Source organism: Pseudomonas sp. SG20052 (assembly GCF_031766055.1).
Classification (GTDB): Bacteria; Pseudomonadota; Gammaproteobacteria; order Pseudomonadales; family Pseudomonadaceae; genus Aquipseudomonas; species Aquipseudomonas mandelii.
Map to the genome: position 1 here is coordinate 2832548 of NZ_CP134498.1, position 19057 is coordinate 2851604.

The 19057-nt window shown below is 61.0% G+C and carries 20 protein-coding genes; 13 read left to right on the forward strand and 7 right to left on the reverse strand.

Annotation, left to right across the window (positions count from 1 at the left end; all coding sequences use genetic code 11):
* Window positions 1–199: 199 nt before the first annotated feature.
* Window positions 200–562: a DUF6124 family protein gene (locus tag RHP74_RS12990; protein ID WP_010459737.1), complete on the forward strand. Its 363-nt coding sequence runs from the start codon at window positions 200–202 to the stop codon at window positions 560–562.
* A 170-nt stretch (window positions 563–732) separates the two neighbouring features.
* Here RHP74_RS12990 and RHP74_RS12995 read toward each other — a convergent pair whose 3' ends face one another.
* Complete coding sequence (locus RHP74_RS12995; RefSeq protein ID WP_311099793.1) at window positions 733–1629, reverse strand: DMT family transporter; 897 nt, start codon at window positions 1627–1629, stop codon at window positions 733–735.
* A gap of 91 nt (window positions 1630–1720) precedes the next feature.
* On the opposite strand from RHP74_RS12995, the gene RHP74_RS13000 reads away from it, so the two are divergent.
* The 5 genes from RHP74_RS13000 (at window position 1721) to RHP74_RS13020 (ending at window position 6857) form a co-directional block, all read left to right on the forward strand.
* Window positions 1721–3052, forward strand: coding sequence for a PLP-dependent aminotransferase family protein (locus RHP74_RS13000; RefSeq protein WP_311099795.1), 1332 nt, complete (start codon window positions 1721–1723; stop codon window positions 3050–3052).
* Between the two features lie 156 nt (window positions 3053–3208).
* On the forward strand, window positions 3209–4180 hold the full coding sequence (locus RHP74_RS13005) for a tripartite tricarboxylate transporter substrate-binding protein (protein ID WP_311099797.1): 972 nt from the start codon (window positions 3209–3211) through the stop codon (window positions 4178–4180).
* Window positions 4177–4671: a tripartite tricarboxylate transporter TctB family protein gene (locus RHP74_RS13010; protein WP_077750510.1), complete on the forward strand. Its 495-nt coding sequence runs from the start codon at window positions 4177–4179 to the stop codon at window positions 4669–4671. Before RHP74_RS13005 ends, RHP74_RS13010 begins: the two co-directional genes overlap by 4 nt.
* Window positions 4672–4685: 14 nt before the next feature.
* Entirely contained in the window at window positions 4686–6194 is a 1509-nt protein-coding gene (locus RHP74_RS13015) for a tripartite tricarboxylate transporter permease (protein ID WP_311099799.1), read from the forward strand.
* A 75-nt stretch (window positions 6195–6269) separates the two neighbouring features.
* A complete protein-coding gene (locus tag RHP74_RS13020; RefSeq protein ID WP_311099801.1) occupies window positions 6270–6857 on the forward strand; it encodes a LysE family translocator in 588 nt (195 codons plus the stop codon).
* Window positions 6858–6924: 67 nt separating this feature from the next.
* On the opposite strand, the gene RHP74_RS13025 is transcribed toward RHP74_RS13020, so the two are convergent.
* Both RHP74_RS13025 and RHP74_RS13030 read right to left on the reverse strand, forming a co-directional pair.
* Window positions 6925–7758, reverse strand: coding sequence for an AraC family transcriptional regulator (locus RHP74_RS13025; protein WP_010459752.1), 834 nt, complete (start codon window positions 7756–7758; stop codon window positions 6925–6927).
* Between the two features lie 35 nt (window positions 7759–7793).
* Window positions 7794–8291, reverse strand: a complete 498-nt coding sequence (locus tag RHP74_RS13030) for a VOC family protein (RefSeq protein WP_083376911.1) — start codon at window positions 8289–8291, stop codon at window positions 7794–7796.
* Window positions 8292–8557: 266 nt separating this feature from the next.
* Between RHP74_RS13030 and RHP74_RS13035 the strand changes: the two genes are divergently transcribed.
* The gene (locus RHP74_RS13035; RefSeq protein WP_311099804.1) at window positions 8558–8806 is read left to right on the forward strand and encodes a transmembrane sensor/regulator PpyR; all 249 of its coding nucleotides are present in this window, start codon (window positions 8558–8560) and stop codon (window positions 8804–8806) included.
* A 189-nt stretch (window positions 8807–8995) separates the two neighbouring features.
* On the opposite strand, the gene RHP74_RS13040 is transcribed toward RHP74_RS13035, so the two are convergent.
* Window positions 8996–9913 carry a LysR family transcriptional regulator gene (locus RHP74_RS13040; protein ID WP_304817655.1) on the reverse strand — a complete coding sequence of 306 codons (918 nt, stop codon included), beginning with the start codon at window positions 9911–9913 and terminating at the stop codon, window positions 8996–8998.
* Between the two features lie 113 nt (window positions 9914–10026).
* Here RHP74_RS13040 and RHP74_RS13045 point away from each other — a divergent pair, with 113 nt between their 5' ends.
* The 5 genes from RHP74_RS13045 to RHP74_RS13065 all read left to right on the forward strand — a co-directional run bounded on the left by RHP74_RS13045 (window position 10027) and on the right by RHP74_RS13065 (window position 15403).
* Entirely contained in the window at window positions 10027–10872 is an 846-nt protein-coding gene (locus RHP74_RS13045; RefSeq protein WP_311099807.1) for an oxidoreductase, read from the forward strand.
* A 634-nt stretch (window positions 10873–11506) separates the two neighbouring features.
* Entirely contained in the window at window positions 11507–11962 is a 456-nt protein-coding gene (locus tag RHP74_RS13050) for a (2Fe-2S)-binding protein (RefSeq protein ID WP_010459764.1), read from the forward strand.
* Window positions 11963–11986: 24 nt separating this feature from the next.
* A complete protein-coding gene (locus tag RHP74_RS13055) occupies window positions 11987–14155 on the forward strand; it encodes a xanthine dehydrogenase family protein molybdopterin-binding subunit (RefSeq protein ID WP_311099812.1) in 2169 nt (722 codons plus the stop codon).
* 1 nt (window position 14156) lies between these two features.
* Window positions 14157–14735 carry a hypothetical protein gene (locus RHP74_RS13060; protein ID WP_311099814.1) on the forward strand — a complete coding sequence of 193 codons (579 nt, stop codon included), beginning with the start codon at window positions 14157–14159 and terminating at the stop codon, window positions 14733–14735.
* A 74-nt stretch (window positions 14736–14809) separates the two neighbouring features.
* Window positions 14810–15403 carry a GGDEF domain-containing protein gene (locus tag RHP74_RS13065; protein WP_010459770.1) on the forward strand — a complete coding sequence of 198 codons (594 nt, stop codon included), beginning with the start codon at window positions 14810–14812 and terminating at the stop codon, window positions 15401–15403.
* On the opposite strand, the gene RHP74_RS13070 is transcribed toward RHP74_RS13065, so the two are convergent.
* On the reverse strand, window positions 15394–16671 hold the full coding sequence (locus RHP74_RS13070) for an amidase (RefSeq protein WP_311099817.1): 1278 nt from the start codon (window positions 16669–16671) through the stop codon (window positions 15394–15396). The two genes, RHP74_RS13065 and RHP74_RS13070, sit on opposite strands and share 10 nt — an antisense overlap.
* On the reverse strand, window positions 16668–17093 hold the full coding sequence (locus RHP74_RS13075) for a VOC family protein (protein WP_311099819.1): 426 nt from the start codon (window positions 17091–17093) through the stop codon (window positions 16668–16670). Before RHP74_RS13075 ends, RHP74_RS13070 begins: the two co-directional genes overlap by 4 nt.
* Window positions 17094–17207: 114 nt before the next feature.
* Between RHP74_RS13075 and RHP74_RS13080 the strand changes: the two genes are divergently transcribed.
* The gene (locus RHP74_RS13080) at window positions 17208–18074 is read left to right on the forward strand and encodes a LysR family transcriptional regulator (RefSeq protein WP_311099821.1); all 867 of its coding nucleotides are present in this window, start codon (window positions 17208–17210) and stop codon (window positions 18072–18074) included.
* A gap of 181 nt (window positions 18075–18255) precedes the next feature.
* Here the strand turns inward: RHP74_RS13080 and fabI are convergent, their stop codons facing one another.
* On the reverse strand, window positions 18256–19050 hold the full coding sequence (gene fabI, locus RHP74_RS13085; protein ID WP_077749640.1) for an enoyl-ACP reductase FabI: 795 nt from the start codon (window positions 19048–19050) through the stop codon (window positions 18256–18258).
* Window positions 19051–19057 lie beyond the last annotated feature (7 nt).

The window sequence follows — 19057 nt, forward strand, 5'->3', positions numbered from 1 at the left end:
GTCCGGATTTGACCGTCCGACTCAATCAAGGCGCACCAGTGTCCAAGAAAAGTTTCCGGCTTTTTTGCGGTGGCTGTGCGCGGGACATCTTCGGGTGTGCCGGATTCCTTGATTTCCGGTCGGTCAACCCGCGTACAGCTGCCACCTTCATTCGTTTGACCGCGAATGGTGGCAGCTCCACTAATCAAGGAGCATCACAATGTTCAAGGCCACACCCAATCCCCCGGGAACCGACGACGTTTCCCCCTACGAATCCGCCGATTCCAAAAAGCTCAACGAAGCCGCCGAGCGAGCGCTCGACTTCCACTTCCCGTCGAATGCCGATATCAAAGCTATCCCGCGAATACGCAGCACCCTGTTTTCCGTAGACCCCGAGGCCTCGGCCGAAACCTTGGCGGTTTATCTGGTCGAGACGCTGGCCTCTGTCGACGTGATGGTGCACCAGTTGGTGGATCATCTGGAAGGTGAGTCGCGCTACGCGCTACTGGGTATTTCCAACAGCATCATGACGGCGGAGATCACGGCGAACCGGGTGTTGGATAAGATTGATCTGCCCAAGTAGGTGCCGCTTGCTGTGGTGAGTGGCTAACGGATGTTTGGCTGTTCATCAGGGCCAGAAGTGGCATAGCAGCGACTCGTGCGTTTCAAACGCGAAGAACCCCCAGTGGTCTGCCGATCACTGGGGGTTTTTGTTGGCCACAAGACCGGCCGGTTTCGCCGGGCACCGTCGGTCTACCTCGCAAACCTCCTCGCACCCACCACACACAAAATCACCGCAACGGTAACCCCCAGCATGCCGAGACTAACCTGCTCGTGCAGCAGCGTAGCCGCCAGCGCCAATCCAAAAAACGGCTGTAGCAGCTGCAGCTGCCCAACGGCTGCAATCCCCCCTCGGGCCAGCCCCCGATACCAGAATACAAAGCCGATCAGCATGCTGAAGAGCGACACATACGCCAGGCTCCACCAGGCCGGTGCGCTGATGCCCGAGAACGAAGAGGGCGTCAGCCACCAGGTCAGTGGCGCCACGATCGGCAGTGACACTACCAGCGCCCAGGAAATCACCTGCCAGCCGCCCAGGGTTTTGGAAAGCTTCGCCCCTTCGGCATAACCGAGGCCGCAGGCAAGAATGGCCAGTAGCATCAGGATGTCGCCGGCCGGCGAAGCGGTGAGTCCCTGGGAAACGGCGAACCCGACCACCAGTAAACTGCCCAGGACCGAGAAGAACCAAAAGGCCGGCCGGGGACGCTCGCCGCCGCGCAACACCCCGAACGCGGCGGTCGCGAGCGGCAACATGCCGACGAAGACAATGGAGTGCGCGGACGTCACATATTGAAGCGCCAGCGCCGTCAGCAGCGGAAACCCGACCACCACGCCCAGCGCGACGATGACCAAGGGCAGCATCTGGTGGCGCGCAGGGCGCTTTTCCTTGAACAGCCACAACATGCACAGCGCCAGCACGCCGGCGATGGTGGCTCGGGCGACGGTCAGAAAGACCGGCTCGAATTCCAGGACGGCCACCCGTGTCGCGGGCAGCGAACCGCTGAAGATCAGGACGCCGATGAGTCCATTGATCAACCCGCTGGTGTTCTTTTCCACTGTCTGGTTTTGCAGCTTCGATGTGCGTTCCATTTGGCGTCCACTCAAGGGGCGGGGTTGCGTTCAGCGCATCGTATGACCGACTATCGATACAATCAAAAAATTGTCATGGATACATTTCCCTATGCCTCGCTCCCGGTACAAGTCGCTGGTGGACGCCTTCGCAGCCGATATCCGCTCAGGGCGTTTGCCGCCCGGTACGCGCCTGCCGACTCATCGTTTGCTCGCCGCCAGCCATGGCTTGGCCTTGGTCACTGCCAGCCGGGTCTATGCAGAGCTGGAGGCCATGGGCCTCGTCAGTGGCGAAACGGGGCGCGGGACTTTCGTCCGGGAGACTTCGCTGCCGCCCAGCCTGGGCATTCATCAGCCCAGCGTGGCGGCGGGGATGATCGACCTCAACTTCAACTATCCCTCGGTACCGGGGCAGGCCGATCTGCTGCGCAATGCCTTGCGTCAGCTCGCATTGTCCGGTGACCTGGAATCCCATCTGCGCTATCAACCGCACGCGGGGCGCCTGCACGAGCGGGCATCGGTCGCGCGCCATCTGGAGGTGCGCGGGCTGACGGTACAGGCCGAGCAGGTGTTGCTCGTCAGTGGCGCGCAGCATGGTTTGACGGTGGCGTTGATGGCGCTGCTGCAACCGGGGGACGTGATCGCGGCCGACGCATTGACCTATCCAGGGTTCAAGGTGCTGGCTGAAACGCTGCATCTGGAAGTCGTGCCTATTCCCGGGACCGATACCGGGCCGGATCTGGAGGCGCTGGAAAAGCTCTGCCGGAGCCGATCGGTGCGAGCCGTCTACACCATGCCGACGCTGCACAATCCGCTGGGATGGGTGATGGCCGCCGATCAGCGTGAACGCTTGGTGGCGATTGCGCGCCAGCATGACCTGCACATCATCGAGGACGCTGCCTACGCGTTCCTGGCCGAAGACTCGCTGCCACCGCTCGCGCAACTGGCCCCCGAAAGAACGGTGTACGTTTCAGGCTTTTCCAAGAGCGTCGCCACCGGGCTACGCGTCGGATTCGTCGCTGCGCCCCTGAAAACCGTGCCCGCACTGGAGCGCACGATCAGGGCGACTACCTGGAATACCCCCGGGGTGATGACGGCGATTGCGTGTGCGTGGATCGATGACGGCACCGTCAGCCAGCTCGAAGCGCAAAAACGTGCAGACGCACAGGCCCGCCAGGCCGTGGCCGATCAGCACCTGGCCGGCCTGCACTTCGTGCGCCATCCATCCTCCTACTTTATCTGGCTGCCCTTGTCGGAAGACGCACGGGCCGACCAGATTGCCATGGCATTGATGCGCGAGCAGGTGGCGGTATCGACCGCCGAACCGTTTGCGACTTCTGTCCATGTGCCCCACGCAATCCGCCTGGCGCTGGGTTCGGTGGATTTGGGCGCACTTGCCGTGGCACTGGAGAAAGTGAAGCGGGTGGTGGGGGCGTACTCGTAGCGAAGTCATTGCCCGGGTGTGATCACTTCGCTAGCCACACACCCATAACCACAACCATGACCTACGCTTGTTCACAGACGCATGTTCAGAGAGCAGGGTTTGCTCCTGAGCGCGATTCAATCGGCACCCCACAAAAATAATATCGGGAGAGTCCCTATGCTTGCCTTGCTCCGTCGATCAAGCCGCTTCATGGCAATTGCCGTCACCGCTGCCGCGCTCGCGGCACCGGCGTTTGCGCTGGACACCGTCAAGTTCATGGCCCCTGGCTCGGTCGGTGGCGGCTATGACCAGACCGCACGGGATCTGGGCAAAGCCCTGGTCGAGGCCAAGGCGGCCAAATCCGTCACCTTCGAGAACAAGGGCGGCGCTGGCGGTACGCTCGGGCTGGCGCAATTTGCCAACAGTACCAAGGGCGACCCGAATGCGCTGCTGGTGGTCGGGGCGATCATGGTCGCAGGTATTGAACAGAACAAACCGCAAATCACCTTGAAGGACGTGACACCGATTGCCCGGCTGTTCACCGAATACAACGTCATTGCCGTACGCAAGGAGTCCGAGTTCAAAACCCTGGAGGACTTGCTCAAAGCCTTCAAGGACAAACCCTCCAGCATCACGTGGGGCGGAGGTTCCAAGGGGTCGATTGATCACATCGGGATCGCCGACCTGGCCGGCAAAATGGGAATCCCCGTCAACAAGGTGAACTACGTGGCGTTCGCGGGTGGGGGCGAAGTGGTGGCGCAGGTACTCGGAGGCCAGATCAAAGTGATCACCGGAGGTTATGCCGAACTGGGCCAATACATCCGCAACGGGCAGTTCCGGGTGCTCGCCATCGGCGCGCCCGAGCGCATTGCCGGCATCGACGCGCCAACGCTCAAAGAGAGTGGCTACGACGTGATAATCGGCAACTGGCGCGGTGTTTACGGTGCCGCGGGCCTCACACCCGAGCAGCGCAAGGAAGTGACGGACGCCGTGCTGGTCGCCGCCGCCAGCGACGGCTGGAAAGCCAATGTCGAGACCAATAAATGGGCGCCCAACCTTCTGACCGGCGATGAGTTCGGCAAATTCGTCGACGAAGAACACGTGCGGTTGCGTGCGATGCTGGTCGAGGTCGGGTTGATTGCGAAATGAACCCGACTCGTAGAATCCTGCCGGTGCAACTGGCGATCGGCCTCGGTGTGGTCGCCATCAGTACAGTGTTGGCGCTCGGCGCCAACCGCTTTCCTGAGGAAATGGGTTTCGTCATCCTCGGCGCTCACGTCTATCCCTACGCATTAGCAGTGTTCCTCGGTGTGGTCGGTCTGTTGCTGTGTTATCAGGCCGTCACCGGTGGTTTTCGCGAATTGGCCGATCACGAAGACGAGTCTGCCAAGGCACTGCCCGGGGGCAAACTCGGGGCTGCCTGGGTGACCGCGGGCCTGGTGGGCGTGGCGGTGCTGATCAACCTCATCGGGTTCGTGCTGTCGGCGGGGTTGTTGTTCGCCTGTTCAGCCCGGGGGTTTGGCAGTCGTCGCCCGGTGCGCGACCTCGCCATCGGCATTGCCCTGACGCTGCCGATTTACTGGCTGTTCAACGCCGGGCTCGGCGTGTCCCTTCCGCCCCTGATCAACGCCTGGATCTGAGGAGGTAAAGCACGGTGGATATTCTCTCAAGCCTGGCCATCGGTTTCGCCGCCGCGCTGACCCCGATCAATCTGATGTGGGGATTCATCGGCTGCCTGCTCGGCACGGCCATCGGTGTGTTGCCGGGGATCGGACCGGCACTGACCGTTGCGCTGCTGTTGCCGATCACCGCCAAGGTCGACCCCACCGGGGCGCTGATCATGTTCGCCGGGATCTATTACGGCGCTCAGTTCGGCGGCTCGACCACGTCCATCCTGCTCAATACCCCCGGGGAATCGTCGTCCATGGTCACGGCCCTGGAAGGCAACCTCATGGCCCGAAACGGACGGGCAGGGCCGGCCCTGGCGACGGCGGCTATCGGGTCGTTTGTCGCCGGCACCATCGCGACGATCCTGCTCACCTTGTTTGCGCCCATCGTTGCCACGTTGGCGCTGAAGTTTGGTCCGGCGGAGTATTTTGCGATTCTGGTGCTGTCCTTCACGACGGTGTCGGCAGTGCTCGGCGCTTCGATGCTGCGGGGTTTCGTCTCGCTGGGGATTGGCTTGACGATTGGCTTGATCGGCCTGGATTCGACCTCGGGCATTGCCCGCTACACCCTGGGCGTGCCGGAGTTGGTGGATGGCATTGAAGTCGTGCTCGTGGCAGTCGGTTTGTTTGCCGTGGGCGAGGCGTTGTACAGCTTGCTGTATCAAAAAGAAGAAGCGTCCGGTCGGCACCGGCTGACGTCTTTGTGGATGACGCGCGCCGACTGGAAGCGCTCGATTCCCGCCTGGCTGCGGGGCACTCTGATCGGTTTTCCTTTCGGCTCCATTCCGGCCGGTGGCGCTGAAATCCCGACCTTTTTGTCCTATTCGGCCGAACGCAAACTGAGCAGGTTTCCCAAAGAGTTTGCAGGCAGCAAGGGCGAGGGTGCCATCGAAGGCGTTGCCGGCCCCGAGGCCGCCAACAATGCCAGCGCGACCGGTTCCCTGGTGCCGCTGCTGACGCTGGGCATTCCGACTTCCGCCACGGCTGCAATCCTGTTGGCCGCGTTCCAGAACTACAACCTGCAACCGGGGCCGATGCTGTTCCAGACCTCGGGTGATCTGGTCTGGACCCTTGTCGCCTCGCTGTACATCGGCAACGTCATCCTGCTGGTGTTGAACCTGCCGTTGGTGGGGTTGTGGGTCAAATTGTTGCAGATTCCCCGACCGTACCTGAACGCCGGCATTCTGGTGTTCGCCACCATTGGTGTATACGGCATGCGCCACTCTTCGTTCGACCTGCTGCTGATGTTGGCAATCGGTTGGGGCGGGGTGCTGATGCGGCGCTTCGATTTCCCTGTCGCGCCGGTGATCGTGGGCATGCTGCTGGGACCGATGGCCGAAAAACAGCTGCGCAACGCGTTGTCCATCAGCGAAGGTGACTGGATGATCTTTCTGACGCAACCTATCGCCGCGTCGTTCCTCGCGCTGACCCTGTTGGTGTTGATCGTGCCCCATCTGCTGCACGCTCGGGGCATCAAGTTGCATGAGGATGATTAGGCAGTTTTCTTCAATACGCAGGGCAGGGCGCTCAGTACCTTGGGCGCTGGTTTTCCTGAATTGAAGAAGGTGTGCATGAGTCTGATTATCTCCATGGCCACATTTGCCCTGGTGGCGTCGATAACGCCGGGTCCGGTCAACATTGTCGCGTTGAGTTCGGGGGCGCAGTTCGGCTTTCGCGCCAGTCAGCGGCATGTGGCCGGGGCCACGTTGGGCTTTGTGTTATTGCTGGTGTTGATGGGCCTGGGGCTGCATGAGGTGTTGCGCATCTGGCCCGCGCTGACACAGGTGGTGCAACTGGCGGGCGTGGCGTTTTTGTTGTTCATGGCCTGGAAGCTTGCGGCAGACGATGGTCGCATCGACGCCAAAGAGTCGCGCCGGGCACCGTCGATGCTGTATGGCGCGGTGATGCAATGGCTTAACCCGAAAGCCTGGCTGGCGTGTGTGGCGGGCATGGGCGCCTTCGTCGCGGACGGCGAGGCGCGGTTGGTCTGGCAGTTTGCAGCGGTGTATCTGGTGATTTGCTACGTGTCGGTGGGGTGTTGGGCGTATGCCGGAACTTTTCTGCGGGGTTATCTGAATAACCCTGCAGGCATGCGCTTGTTTAACCGCGTCATGGCGCTATTGCTGGGGGCGAGTGCCGTGTATCTGCTGGTTTCCTAGCCCCCGGTTCACTCACCTCAATCGAGACCGTGCAGCAAACTGAACTCATTTTTTATCAATGGTGTGCTTAGCCTCGATACTGTCCCGGTGTCGCTGCCAGATGCTGTTTGAATACCCGCTGGAAATGCGCCTGATCGGCAAATCCCGCTTCCAGTGCTACCTCCGCAATCAACTTGCCATTGCGCAGTTGATCACGGGCGAACTGGATACGCCGGTTGACCAGAAAGGCATGGGGCGTCATGCCGTAATGGTGCTTGAAGGCGCGAATCAGGTAGGACGGAGACAGTTGAGCCGCGTCGCAAATATCTTCGAGCTTGAGTGGGTGTGTACAGTTGTCACGAATGTAGTCGGCCGCCCGTTCCAGCTTGAAATTGGGTTCGCGCAACGCTTGATCGACCGGGTTTAGCCGCTGTTGCACATCGGTAAAAAACTCCACCGCCGCACTGTGTTTGCACAACACGTCCTGCCAGGGATCAACCAGTATTTCGTACAAGCTGTTGAGGCCGTCGAACAGGTTGCCATCGCGGGTGTGGGTGACGGAAAACCGCCTGAAGGCGGAGTCCTGGCTGAAGCCGAGCTGACGCTGCAAATCGGTCAGCCAAGGCGTTTCGACGTACAGCATCAAGTATGACCACGGCTGGTCGTCGATCGGATTGCAGGCATGGACATCATCAGGGTTCATCAACACCACGGTGCCGGCGCTGACCTGGAACTGCGCTTGCTCATGAAGGTAAGTACTGCGCCCGGCGGTGATCGCGCCGATGGAAAAGTGCTCGTGGGAATGCCTGGTGTAGCAGACCTCGCGGCCGTCGGCGATGGAACGGGCCTCGATGAAGGGCAGGGCATCGTCTCGCCAGAAACGGGGTGCTGTGTCAGCGTCTTTGGCAAAGGTGTGCTTCATCGTCAATGTCCTCGGCAGGCCAGCAACGGAGTGTATTAGCTCTCGCCGTCAAAGGCTCGTCGCAACGCGGCAATGTCGAGCTTTTTCATCTGCATCATGGCTTGCATGGCGCGTTGGGATTTCTTCGTGTCGGGGTCTTTGAGCATGTCCATCATGGCGACCGGCACGATCTGCCAGGACAAGCCGAACTTGTCCTTGACCCAACCGCACTGCTCGTTCTGCGGATGGGCGGAAAGCGAGCCCCAGAAATAGTCGACTTCTTCCTGGGTCTGGCAGTTGACCTGAAACGAAATCGCTTCGCTGAACGTGAACGCCGGGCCGCCATTGAGGCCTGTCATGGGCTGCCCGTCGAGTTCGAAGCTGACCGTCATCACAGAGCCTTCGGGCATGCCATGAACCTCCTGGCCGGCCTTGCCGTAGTGAGTGATGGCAGTGATTTTCGAATGATCGAAGATCGAACAGTAAAACTTCGCCGCCTCTTCGGCCTGATTGTCGAACCAGAGGCAGGGCGTCAGTTTTTGCACGCGTTGCATGATGATGCTCCTCTACGGGTGATTCATGCTGGATTATCAGCGTAGCCAGCTTGTAGTCGATTGGCTGGACCGTAGATCGACATTTACCCTCAGGTCCTGGTGTGCGACCAAGTCAAAATGACAACTATGTGAGTCATATAGACCATTCGTGAGAGTGGTCCTTATGACTCATATCGCTTCAGGGTGCTGATTTGGAAGGATTAAAAAACTGGCATGAGACTTGATACGTAAAACGTACAACTGAACTGCTTCAGGAGTACGGAAAAATGTTCGAGTTCTTCAACAATCCTCAGACCGTTCTGAACCTGTCGAGTCGCGTGCTGGGCGCGGGTCTGGCACTGCTTTTGGCGGGCATCTACGGCGCGTATCTCTACGGCGGCCATGTGCCAATCGTGGCGCTGGTGATGATGCATGCCATGACCATCGTCGGGCCTACCTTGCTCAAGATCGGCTACGTGATGCGCCTGCTGGCCCAGCATCGGTTGAGTAAAGGTTTGGCCAGGGTGGTGGCCTGATGCGCAGACTCGCCGCTGCCCCCCTCTTCAGTCTCGACTTTCGACCCTTCTTTCTGGCGATCGCCGGTGCGAGCCGGGTGTTTCCGGTACCGTTTTCCGGGTGGGGGCTGGGCTCTCGGCGCTGTTGTGGAGCGGCTCTTTCGGCCTGTTTCTCATGCACTACACCGGCATCCTGTTGAGGCCGAGACTCTAATGCCCGAGGCCGCCGCGATCAGCGATCCACTGCGTGGCCATGTCGATGAAGGCGCGCAGTTTCGGTTGAGTCTGGGTACGGCTGGGGAAGTACAGGTACAACCCCGAACTCAGCGGCACAAACGGCTGCAGCACTCGCTCCAGCTGACCGTTCGCCAGCTCGTCGATGATCTCCAGGTTGCAGGCGTAAGCTAATCCGAGCCCGTTTCGGGCGGCGCTGATCAGTAGCTTGCGATCATTGACGAGCACGCCACTCTCGACGCCCACCGTGAAGTCTCGCCCGTCGCGGCGAAACTCCCAGCGATGCGCGCTGCCTGAGCTGGCGAAGCGGAAGCCGATGCACGCATGCCGGGTCAGCTCTTCCGGGCTGAGCGGTTTGCCGGCCTTGGCGAAGTACGCTGGCGAACCCACCACCGACCATTGCAGGTCCGGTGTCAGGCGCACGGCGATCATGTCTTTCTCGATGGACTCTCCCAGCCGGATCCCGGCATCGAAACCGCTTTCCATCAAGTCGACTGTGGCGTCGTCCAATGAAATGTCGAGGCCGACCTGCGGATAAGCCTGGCGAAACAGCGGCATCAGCGGCTCGATCAACAAGGCGCCGGACAGGCGTGGCGCGGTGATGCGCAACGTGCCCATCGGTTGGTCGCGAAAACCGCTGAGCACCGCCAGGGCTTCGTCGATTTCACTGGCCGCCGGACGCAAGCGGGCGAACAGGCTGGCGCCAGCCTCGGTCAACGCCACCCGGCGCGTAGTGCGCTGGAACAGCAACACGCCGGTGCGCCGCTCGAGCAGTTTGATCGCGTGGCTGACCGCCGTGGGCGTCACCGCCAACCGGGTGGCGGCGAGGGTGAAGCTTTTGTGCTCGGCCACCGCCAGAAACTCGGTCAAGCCATCGAAAGGATCGCGATTCATATCGACGCCATTATGAAAGACAGTTTCATAGTGCTTGTAACACGAGGGCATTTTTCAGACCAATCTTCCTGCGTACCTTGTGCTCACCCCAACCCAAACAAGGAACTCGATTCATGACCACTTCCCACACCTTCAAACGTGTCTGGCTCATCACTGGCGCTTCCCGTGGTATCGGCGCCAGGATCGCGGCCGCTGCACTGGCCAATGGCGACGCCGTGGTGGCCACCGCCCGTGATGCCAGCAGCGTCACCCAACGTTTCGGCACTCAACCCGCGTTGCTCGCCGTGTCCCTGGATGTCACCAACGAAGCGCAAGGCGTTGCGGTCGCCAAGGCCGCCATCGAGCATTTCGGGCGCATCGATGTGTTGGTCAACAACGCCGGCTTTGGTTTGCTGGGCGCGGTGGAAGAAGCCAGCGCCGATGAAGTGCGCCGTGTGTACGAAACCAACGTCTTCGGTTTGCTGAACATCACTCGGGCCGTGTTGCCATACATGCGCGCCGCCCGCAGTGGGCATGTGATCAACCTGTCATCGGTGGGTGGTTACGCGTCGGGGCCGGGGTTTGGCGTCTATTGCTCGACCAAGTTTGCCGTCGAAGGCCTGAGCGAGGCGTTGCACGCCGAGTTGGCACCTGTGGGCGTCAAAGTCACCGTGGTTGAGCCTGGATATTTCCGGACCGAATTCCTCGAGGGCAACTCCCTGGTCGAATCCCCGTCGACGATTGCCGACTACGACAGCACGGCGGGTGAGGTGCGCAAAATTGCCAAGGCCGTGACCCTGAACCAGCCGGGCGACCCGGACAAGCTCGCCCAGGCCATGATTATCCTGGTGGAAGCAAAAAAGGCACCGCTGCGCTTGCCGCTGGGCAGTGATTGCGTCGCGGCGATCGAAGCCAAGAACGCCTTCGTCACCGATGAGTTGCAGACGTGGCGCGAGGTGTCGGTGTCCACCGACTACTGATCGCAATCTTTGTGGCCAGGGAGCTGCTGTGGCGAGGGAGCTTGCTCCCGCTCGGCTGCGAAGCGGCCCCAAACCCTCCAAACCTGGTACATCAGAAAAACCGTGTTAGCTGGTTTTGCGACGGCTTCGCCGCCGAGCGGGAGCAAGCTCCCTCGCCACAAATGCCCACCAGGCACAAAAGCCCGTTAGCCACCCAAGCGCCATCACTACAAAACCTCATTCCAAGGCCACCCATCAAGACGTGGCTACTGATCGCAATCTTTGTGGCCAGGGAGCTGCTGTGGCGAGGGAGCTTGCTCCCGCTGGGCTGCGAAGCGGCCCCAAACCCTCCAAACCCGGTACATCAGAAAAACCGTGTTAGCTGGTTTTGCGACGGCTTCGCTGTCGAGCGGGAGCAAGCGCCCTCGCCACAAATGCCCACCAGGCACAAAAGCCCGCTAGCCGCCCAAGCGCCATCACTACAAAACCTCATTCCAAGGCCACCCATCAAGGTGGCCTTTTTTTGACCGGTGGTCGATGAACCGGTCTCGCCCGGCATTTTGCGCTTAGCTGTAGGGATAACCGGAGGCGCGCGTAGGCATTCCGTGTCACAGCGACGCCCCTTCAGAACACCGTGAGTCTGAGGAAATTCGCAATGCTGACCCTGAATATCAACGGCAAGGATCAGGAGTTGGATGTCCCCGCGGACATGCCGCTGCTCTGGGTCCTGCGCGATGTCGCGCACCTGACCGGGACCAAATTCGGTTGCGGCATGGCCCAGTGTGGCGCCTGCACCGTGCACGTCGACGGCGCGCCGCTGCGCTCGTGCATCACGCCCGCCACCGCAGTAGCCCACGGGCAAAAAATCCTTACCATCGAAGGCCTGTCCACGGATGGTTCGCACCCAGTGCAGCAAGCCTGGGCCGAACTCGACGTGGTGCAGTGCGGTTACTGCCAGTCCGGGCAGATCATGTCCGCCGCCGCGCTGCTGGCGAAAATCCCCAAACCCACCGACAGCGACATCGATCAGGCGCTCTCCGGCAATATCTGCCGCTGCGGCACCTACCCAAGGATCCGCGCCGCGGTCAAACGCGCCGCCGAGATCGGTTGATGCCACGTTGAAGGGAGTCTGAACATGAACAGCATCAACCCGGTGTCACGTCGCGGTTTTCTCAAGGGCAGCGCGCTGTTGGGCGGAGGTCTGGTGGTGGCGTTCGTCATTCCCGGCGCCCATCGCTTTGCCGTGGGGGCAGAGAATGAAGGCAACGTGTTTGCGCCCAATGCGTTTTTACGGATCGGCAACGACAACGTCGTCACCGTACTGCTCGGCCACTCGGAAATGGGCCAGGGCATCTGGACCGGCCTCACCATGCTGATCGCAGAAGAGCTGGACGCCGACTGGTCGAAAATCCGCGTCGAACATTCACCCGCCTCGGCGGCTGACTACGGCATGGCGGGTTTCGGCGGAATGCAGATCACCGGCGGCTCGACTTCGACGTGGATGGAGTTCGATCGCTATCGGCAGGCCGGCGCGGCAGCGCGTCTGATGCTGGTCGACGCAGCCGCCAAGCGTTTCAACGTCGCGCCCTCGGCGATTCACACCGAGTCAGGCGTGGTGATTGCCGGCGACAATCGCGCGACCTACGGCGAACTGGCGGACGACGCCGGCAAGCTGCCGGTGCCGGATCCGGCCTCGATCAAGTTCAAAGAGGCCAAGGACTGGAAACTGATCGGCAAACCCACCAAGCGCCTGGACACCCCGGAGAAAATCACCGGCCGGGCCAAGTTCGGCATGGACGTGCAATTTGAGGGCTTGATGACCGCCATGGTCGCCCGCTCACCCGTGTTTGGCGGCAGCGTCAAATCTTTCGAAGGCGCCGAAGCGCTGGCCGTGCCGGGCGTGCATAAAGTGGTGCAGGTGCCCACCGGCGTGGCGGTGATTGCCGACCATTACTGGGCGGCGAAGCTGGGGCGTGATGCGCTGAAGGTCGAGTGGGACCTGGGGCTGAATGCCGGCCTCGACAGCCAGAAATTGCTGGAAAGCTTCCGCAAACTCGCGACCACGCCTGGCGTCTCGGCCAGCAAGGCCGGCGATACCGCCGCCGCGCTGGGCAAGGCGGCCAAGACCGTCGACGTCGAATACAGCGTGCCGTACCTGGCCCATGCGCCGATGGAGCCGCTCAATTGCACGGTGAAAATCAGCAAGGACAAGTGCGAGATCTGGACCGGCACGCAGTTCCAGACCCTGGATCAAATGATCGCGGGCAAGATCACCGGGCTCAAACCTGAGCAGGTTGAAATCCACACCGAATTCCTCGGCGGCGGCTTCGGTCGTCGGGCCAATCCGACCTCGGACTTTGTCGCTGAAGCCGTGCAGGTCGCCAAGGCGGCAGGCGGGCCGGTGAAAACCGTCTGGTCCCGGGAGGATGACGTCCGCGGCGGTTATTACCGCTCGGCGTTCCTGCATCAGGCACGGATCGGCCTGGATGCTGGCGGCATGCCTGTGGCCTGGAAGCATGTGATGGTCGGTCAGTCGATCATGGCCGGTACCATGATGGAGGCGACGATGGTCAAGGACGGTATCGACAAGACCTCGGTCGAAGGCGTTGCCGACAGCCCGTACCTTGAAGACCTGGCCAATCACCAGGTGGAACTGCACTCGCCGACTACCGGCATCAGCGTGTTGTGGCTGCGTTCGGTGGGGCACAGCCACACGGCGTTTGTCATGGAGTCGTTGATTGATGAACTGGCGGAGGCGGCTGGCAAGGATCCGGTGGAATACCGACGAACCTTGCTCAAGGCGCATCCGCGACATTTGGGTGTGCTGAACCTCGCCGTCGAAAAAGCCAACTGGAAGGCGGAACTGCCGGACGGCCATGCCTTGGGTGTGGCGGTGCATGAGTCTTTCGGCAGTTACGTCGCGCAGGTCGCTGAGGTGTCCCAGGACAACCTGAAAATCCGCGTGCACCGGGTGGTGTGCGCGGTGGACTGCGGGATTGCGGTCAACCCGATGAGCATCGCGGCGCAGATGGAGTCCTGCATCACCTTCGGCCTCGGCTTTACCTTGCACAGCAAACTGACGTTCAAGGACGGTCAGGTGGTGCAATCCAATTACCACGACTATCAGGTGCTGCGGCTCAACGAAATGCCGGTGGTCGAAGTGCATATCGTGCCAAGCACTGAACGGTCCGGCGGTATTGGCGAAGCCGGCGTCCCACCCACGGCGCCGGCAGTGGCCAACGCGGTGTTCGCCCTGACCGGGCAGCGCTTGCGGGAACTGCCGTTGCAACTGTCGGGGGTGTGAGATGAGACGACATCTGATTCTGGGGACGGTGGTGTTGATCGGCTTGGTCAGCTATGCCGAGCACCTGTTTGCTGACGATAAGGAAGCCATCAAGGCGTTTGATACGGTTCAGAAGGTCTTTCAAAGTCCGCGTTGCCAGAACTGTCATATCCCGGGCGATTCGCCGTTGCAGTTCGATGCAGGCATCCCCCACGCCATGAGCGTAGTGCGCGGGATGGACGGAAAGGGCGCAGCGGGGTTGCCCTGCGCGACCTGTCACGCCGAGTCCAATCCGCCCGCCAGTTACGGGCCGCATACGCCACCGGGGGCGCCGCACTGGAGCTTGCCGCCCGCGGCGCACAAGATGGCCTGGATCGGGCTGCCGGCCGACCAGTTGTGCGCGATGATCAAGGATCGCTCCAGTAATGGTGACCGTGATTTCGCGGCCCTGATCAAGCACGTCACCGAGGACAAACTGGTGCTCTGGGGCTGGAATCCGGGTGAGGGAAGGGCGCCGGTGCCGGTGCCGCACGACATTTTCGTCACCCAATTCAAGCTGTGGGCGGCCGCTGGAGGCCCGTGTCCGGTGCAGGGCAGTTGACCGGCGGTCCGTTAACAGGGAGTCAAACCGGGTATGCACGACTCTAAAGTACATACCCGCCAATGGAGTGAGTCATGCTGATCCCAGGCAAACCGGTCAAGCGCGGTGCTTGTACAGACCCGTTACGTTCGCCACTGCAGGAGCGTGAGCTGCTGCGTGACCTGGCCCGCAAGGCCGAGCAAGAACTGATGGGCGTGCAGATGGCGAGCATGGATGAGTTGACGCTGCTGCCCAACCGCCACGGTTTTACAGCGCTGGCCCAACAGGGGATGGACGCCTGCCAGCAACTGGGGCTGCCGGCGACGCTGCTGTTTTTCGACCTCGATAACTTCAAGCGAATCAACTATCTGTACGGGCGCGCCGAGGGTGATCACGCCCTGAAGACCTTCGCTGACGTGCTGCGTATCGCCTTTCGCGAAAGCGATGTGATTGGTCGACTGGGCAACGATGAGTTTGTCGCCCTGTTGACGGGTGCAAGCGTCGTCGAGCTGTCCGCGATCAAGGCCCGGCTCGAAGAAATACTCGCCGAGCGCAATGCCACGGCGAATCGCAGTTTTGCCATTCACTTCAGCATTGGCCAGGTCGAGTTTGATGCTCGGCTAAACCCGACAGCGGAAGACGTGTTGACCCTGGCCGATAAGGCGATGCACGACACGGATCATTGCTGAGCGGCGCCTTGCAACGCTGCGGCAACGTAGGCGGCCGTTCGCAACAGGCGGCCATCGTCCCTGAACCTCCCGATGATCTGTAGCCCGACCGGCAACATGGGGTGGGCGCGCACCAGCGGGACGTTCACCTGCGGCCAGCCAAACGCCCCCCAGAACTTGATGAAATCCGACGGTCCGGTGCTTTCCAGGCCCATCGGCGCGACCATCCCGCAGGAGGCACCGAGCATGGCGTCGAACGGTTGGCAAAGCTCATTCAAACGGGGCGCAAGGGTGGCCAGGCGCGCCTTGGCAGCGGATTCCTGCTCCCAGGTTGTTGCCGCCGCTCGCTCGAACATGGCCAGTGTCGATGGGCTCAGTTGAGCACGATGGCGTTGGAATTCCTTGGCCAGCGAGCGGGCACCTTCGCAATCGTTGATCAGCTGATGGTCGTCGAACACTGCGGCAAACTCATCGGGCAGTTCCAGTTCGCTCACATAATGGCCGGCGCTGCGCAACTGATCCGTGGCCTGCTCCAGAGCGCAGGCCACCTCGGCGTCTACCTGATCCCAGCGTGAGGTGCGGCAGAAACCCAGCCGCAGTGGACGCCGCTCGACGTCCGGCACTACAAAACCGGGAATCAACACCCGCGCCACAAGGTGCAGATCGCGCACCGATCGTCCATACCAGCCCACGGTGTCGAAGCTCGGCGCCAGCGGCTTTACACCTTCAAGCGACACCAGTCCCAGGGACGGTTTGTAGGCGAAGAGGCCGCAATAGGACGCCGGCTTGAGCAGCGAGCCAGCCGTCTGGGTACCCAGCGCCACCGCGAAGAAACCCGCTGCCATCCCCGCCGCCGAACCCGCGCTGGAGCTGCCCGGCGTGCGAGCGAGATCGTGAGGATTTCGGGTCGGGCCAGTGTGCATGTAGGCAAATTCGGTGGTGTGGGTCTTGCCCATGATCAGCGCCCCGGCCTGGCGCAGCAGCGTCACGACGTGGGCATCCCGGGACGGTTGATGGTCGGCGTAGATGGGCGAGAAAAATTGCGTGGGGTAGGCGGCCGTGTCGAAGATGTCCTTGATGCCGACGGGGACGCCGGCCAGCAGGCCGCGCCCGGTGATCTGCGCAGCATCGGCACGCACCTGCCGGTCGTCGAACGAGACGAACGCCTGAATCTCCGGCTCCCGCGCCTGAATGCACTCAAGAAAGGATTCGGCGATGGCGGCAGCGGTCGTATCGCCATTGACTACCGCTTCACTGAGGGTGGTCGCGTCAAGGGCTGGGCGGTTCATTTGGCGAACAACTGGCTGATGTTTTTAAATGCCTTGAACTCCAACGCGTTGCCGCAAGGGTCGAAGAGAAACATCGTGGACTGCTCGCCCACCAATCCCTGAAAGCGGATGCCTGGCTCGATCACGAAGCGTGTCCCAAGGCCTTTCAAGCGCTCGGCCAGCGCCTCCCATTCCGCCATCCCCAGCACCACACCGAAATGCGGTACCGGTACGTCATGACCGTCCACGGCATTGGTGTGCGCCGCTTCCTGTGAAGCGTTTTTCGGTGCCAGGTGAATCACCAGTTGATGACCGAAAAAATTGAAATCGACCCACTGTTCGCTGGAACGGCCTTCTTCAAGACCGAAGACTTCGCCATAGAAACGCCGGGCAGCGGCCAGATCGTAAACCGGTACAGCCAAGTGAAAAGGGGAGAGTTGCATCGGATTCGCCTCGGATTGTCAGGAGATGAGGCTGAGTTTAGCGCTATGATTTTTGATTGAAAGACGATAGTTTTTGCGTCGAGCTCAAATTATTTCGATCAATCGAGAAGTCCAATGCTGCGCGAATTGAAAACCTTCGTCGCCGTCACACGCTACGGCACATTCGCCGCCGCCGGCATGCACATCGGTCTGACGCAGTCGGCGGTCAGCGCGCAGATGCGCAACCTGGAAAAGGCGCTGGGCATCCGCCTGTTCGATCGCACCGGGCGACAGGCGATTCTCAATGCCGCAGGGCAACGGGCATTGCCGATGGCGCAGCAGATCCTCGACACGTTTAACCGGATGGCCGTCAGTGAGGACGTCAGCGAGTACCGTGGCGAGTTGAAAATCGGTGCGGTGGCCACGGTCCAGACCGGATTGTTGCCTCAGGCATTTTTGCGCTTGAGGGAACAGGCACCGCTGCTGGAACCGAAACTGGTGCCGGGCGTGTCGTTGAACCTGCTGAGTCAGGTCGATACGGGTGAGGTGGATCTGGCGATATTGATCAAGCCGCCCTTCGAACTGCCCAAGGAGCTGTCGGCGCAGGTGATTCGCCGGGAACCATTTGTATTGATCGTGCCGATGGATCTTGAGGGCGATGATCCGCTGCAGATCCTCGCGAGCCAGCCGCACGTGCGGTACGACCGTAACTCATTCGGAGGGCGCCTGATTACGCGGTTTTTGCGTGAACAGCAGATTGATGTGCACGTGGCGATGGAGATGGATGAGCTGGAAGCCATTGTGAAAATGGTTGAATGCGGGTTTGGTGTTTCACTGCTGCCCGAGGCCGGGTTATGGCTTGAACATGGGGCGAAGGTCAGGATCATTGCGCTGGGCGAGCTGACGTTTTATCGGGAGATTGTCTTGTTGCAGCGCTACAGCCAACGCACGCAGCCGATCCAGCTGTTGTTTGCCAAGTGCCTCACGACACTCGCCGACTAAACGCCATCCACCTGTGGGAGCGAGCCTGCTCGCGATTGCAGTGTGTCAGTCAACATTAATACTGAATGTCAGACCGCAATCGCGAGCAGGCTCGCTCCCACAGGGGATTTGCGTCGGGCTTGATAATGCAGGCATAAAAAACCCGCCAGACGAGGCGGGTTTCTTATTGGCTAGCAGAAGATCACTCTTCCAGGCTACCCATCGCAGTGGTGTTGAAGCCACCGTCTACATACATGATTTCGCCGCTGATGCCGGACGCCAGGTCCGAGCACAGGAAGGCGCCGGCGTTGCCGACTTCGTCGATGGTGACGTTGCGACGCAGCGGGGTTTGCGCTTCGTTGGCGGCCAGCATCTTGCGGAAGTTCTTGATGCCGGAAGCGGCGAGGGTGCGGATCGGGCCAGCCGATACGCAGTTGACGCGGGTGCCGTCCGGGCCCAGGGAGCCGGCCAGGTAACGCACGCCGGCTTCCAGCGAAGCCTTGGCCATGCCCATTACGTTGTAGTTCGGCATGGTGCGCTCGGCACCCAGGTACGACAGGGTCAGCAGGCTGCCATTGCGGCCTTTCATCATTTCGCGGCCAGCTTTGGCCAGGGCCACGAAGCTGTAGGCGCTGATGTCGTGAGCGATGCGGAAACCTTCACGGGTGGTGGCTTCGGTGAAGTCGCCGTCCAGTTGGTCGCCCGGGGCGAAGCCGACGGAGTGCACGATGCAATCCAGTCCGTCCCACTTCTTGCTCAGCTCAACGAAAACCTTGGCGATTTCTTCATCGCTGGCCACGTCGCACGGGAAGCACAGGTCAGGGTTGGAACCCCAGCTTTGTGCGAACTCTTCGACACGACCCTTGAGTTTGTCGTTCTGATAAGTGAAGGCAAGCTCAGCGCCCTCGCGATGCATGGCGGCAGCGATGCCGGATGCGATGGACAGCTTGCTGGCGACACCGACGATCAGTACGCGCTTACCGGCGAGAAAACCCATGTGTTGC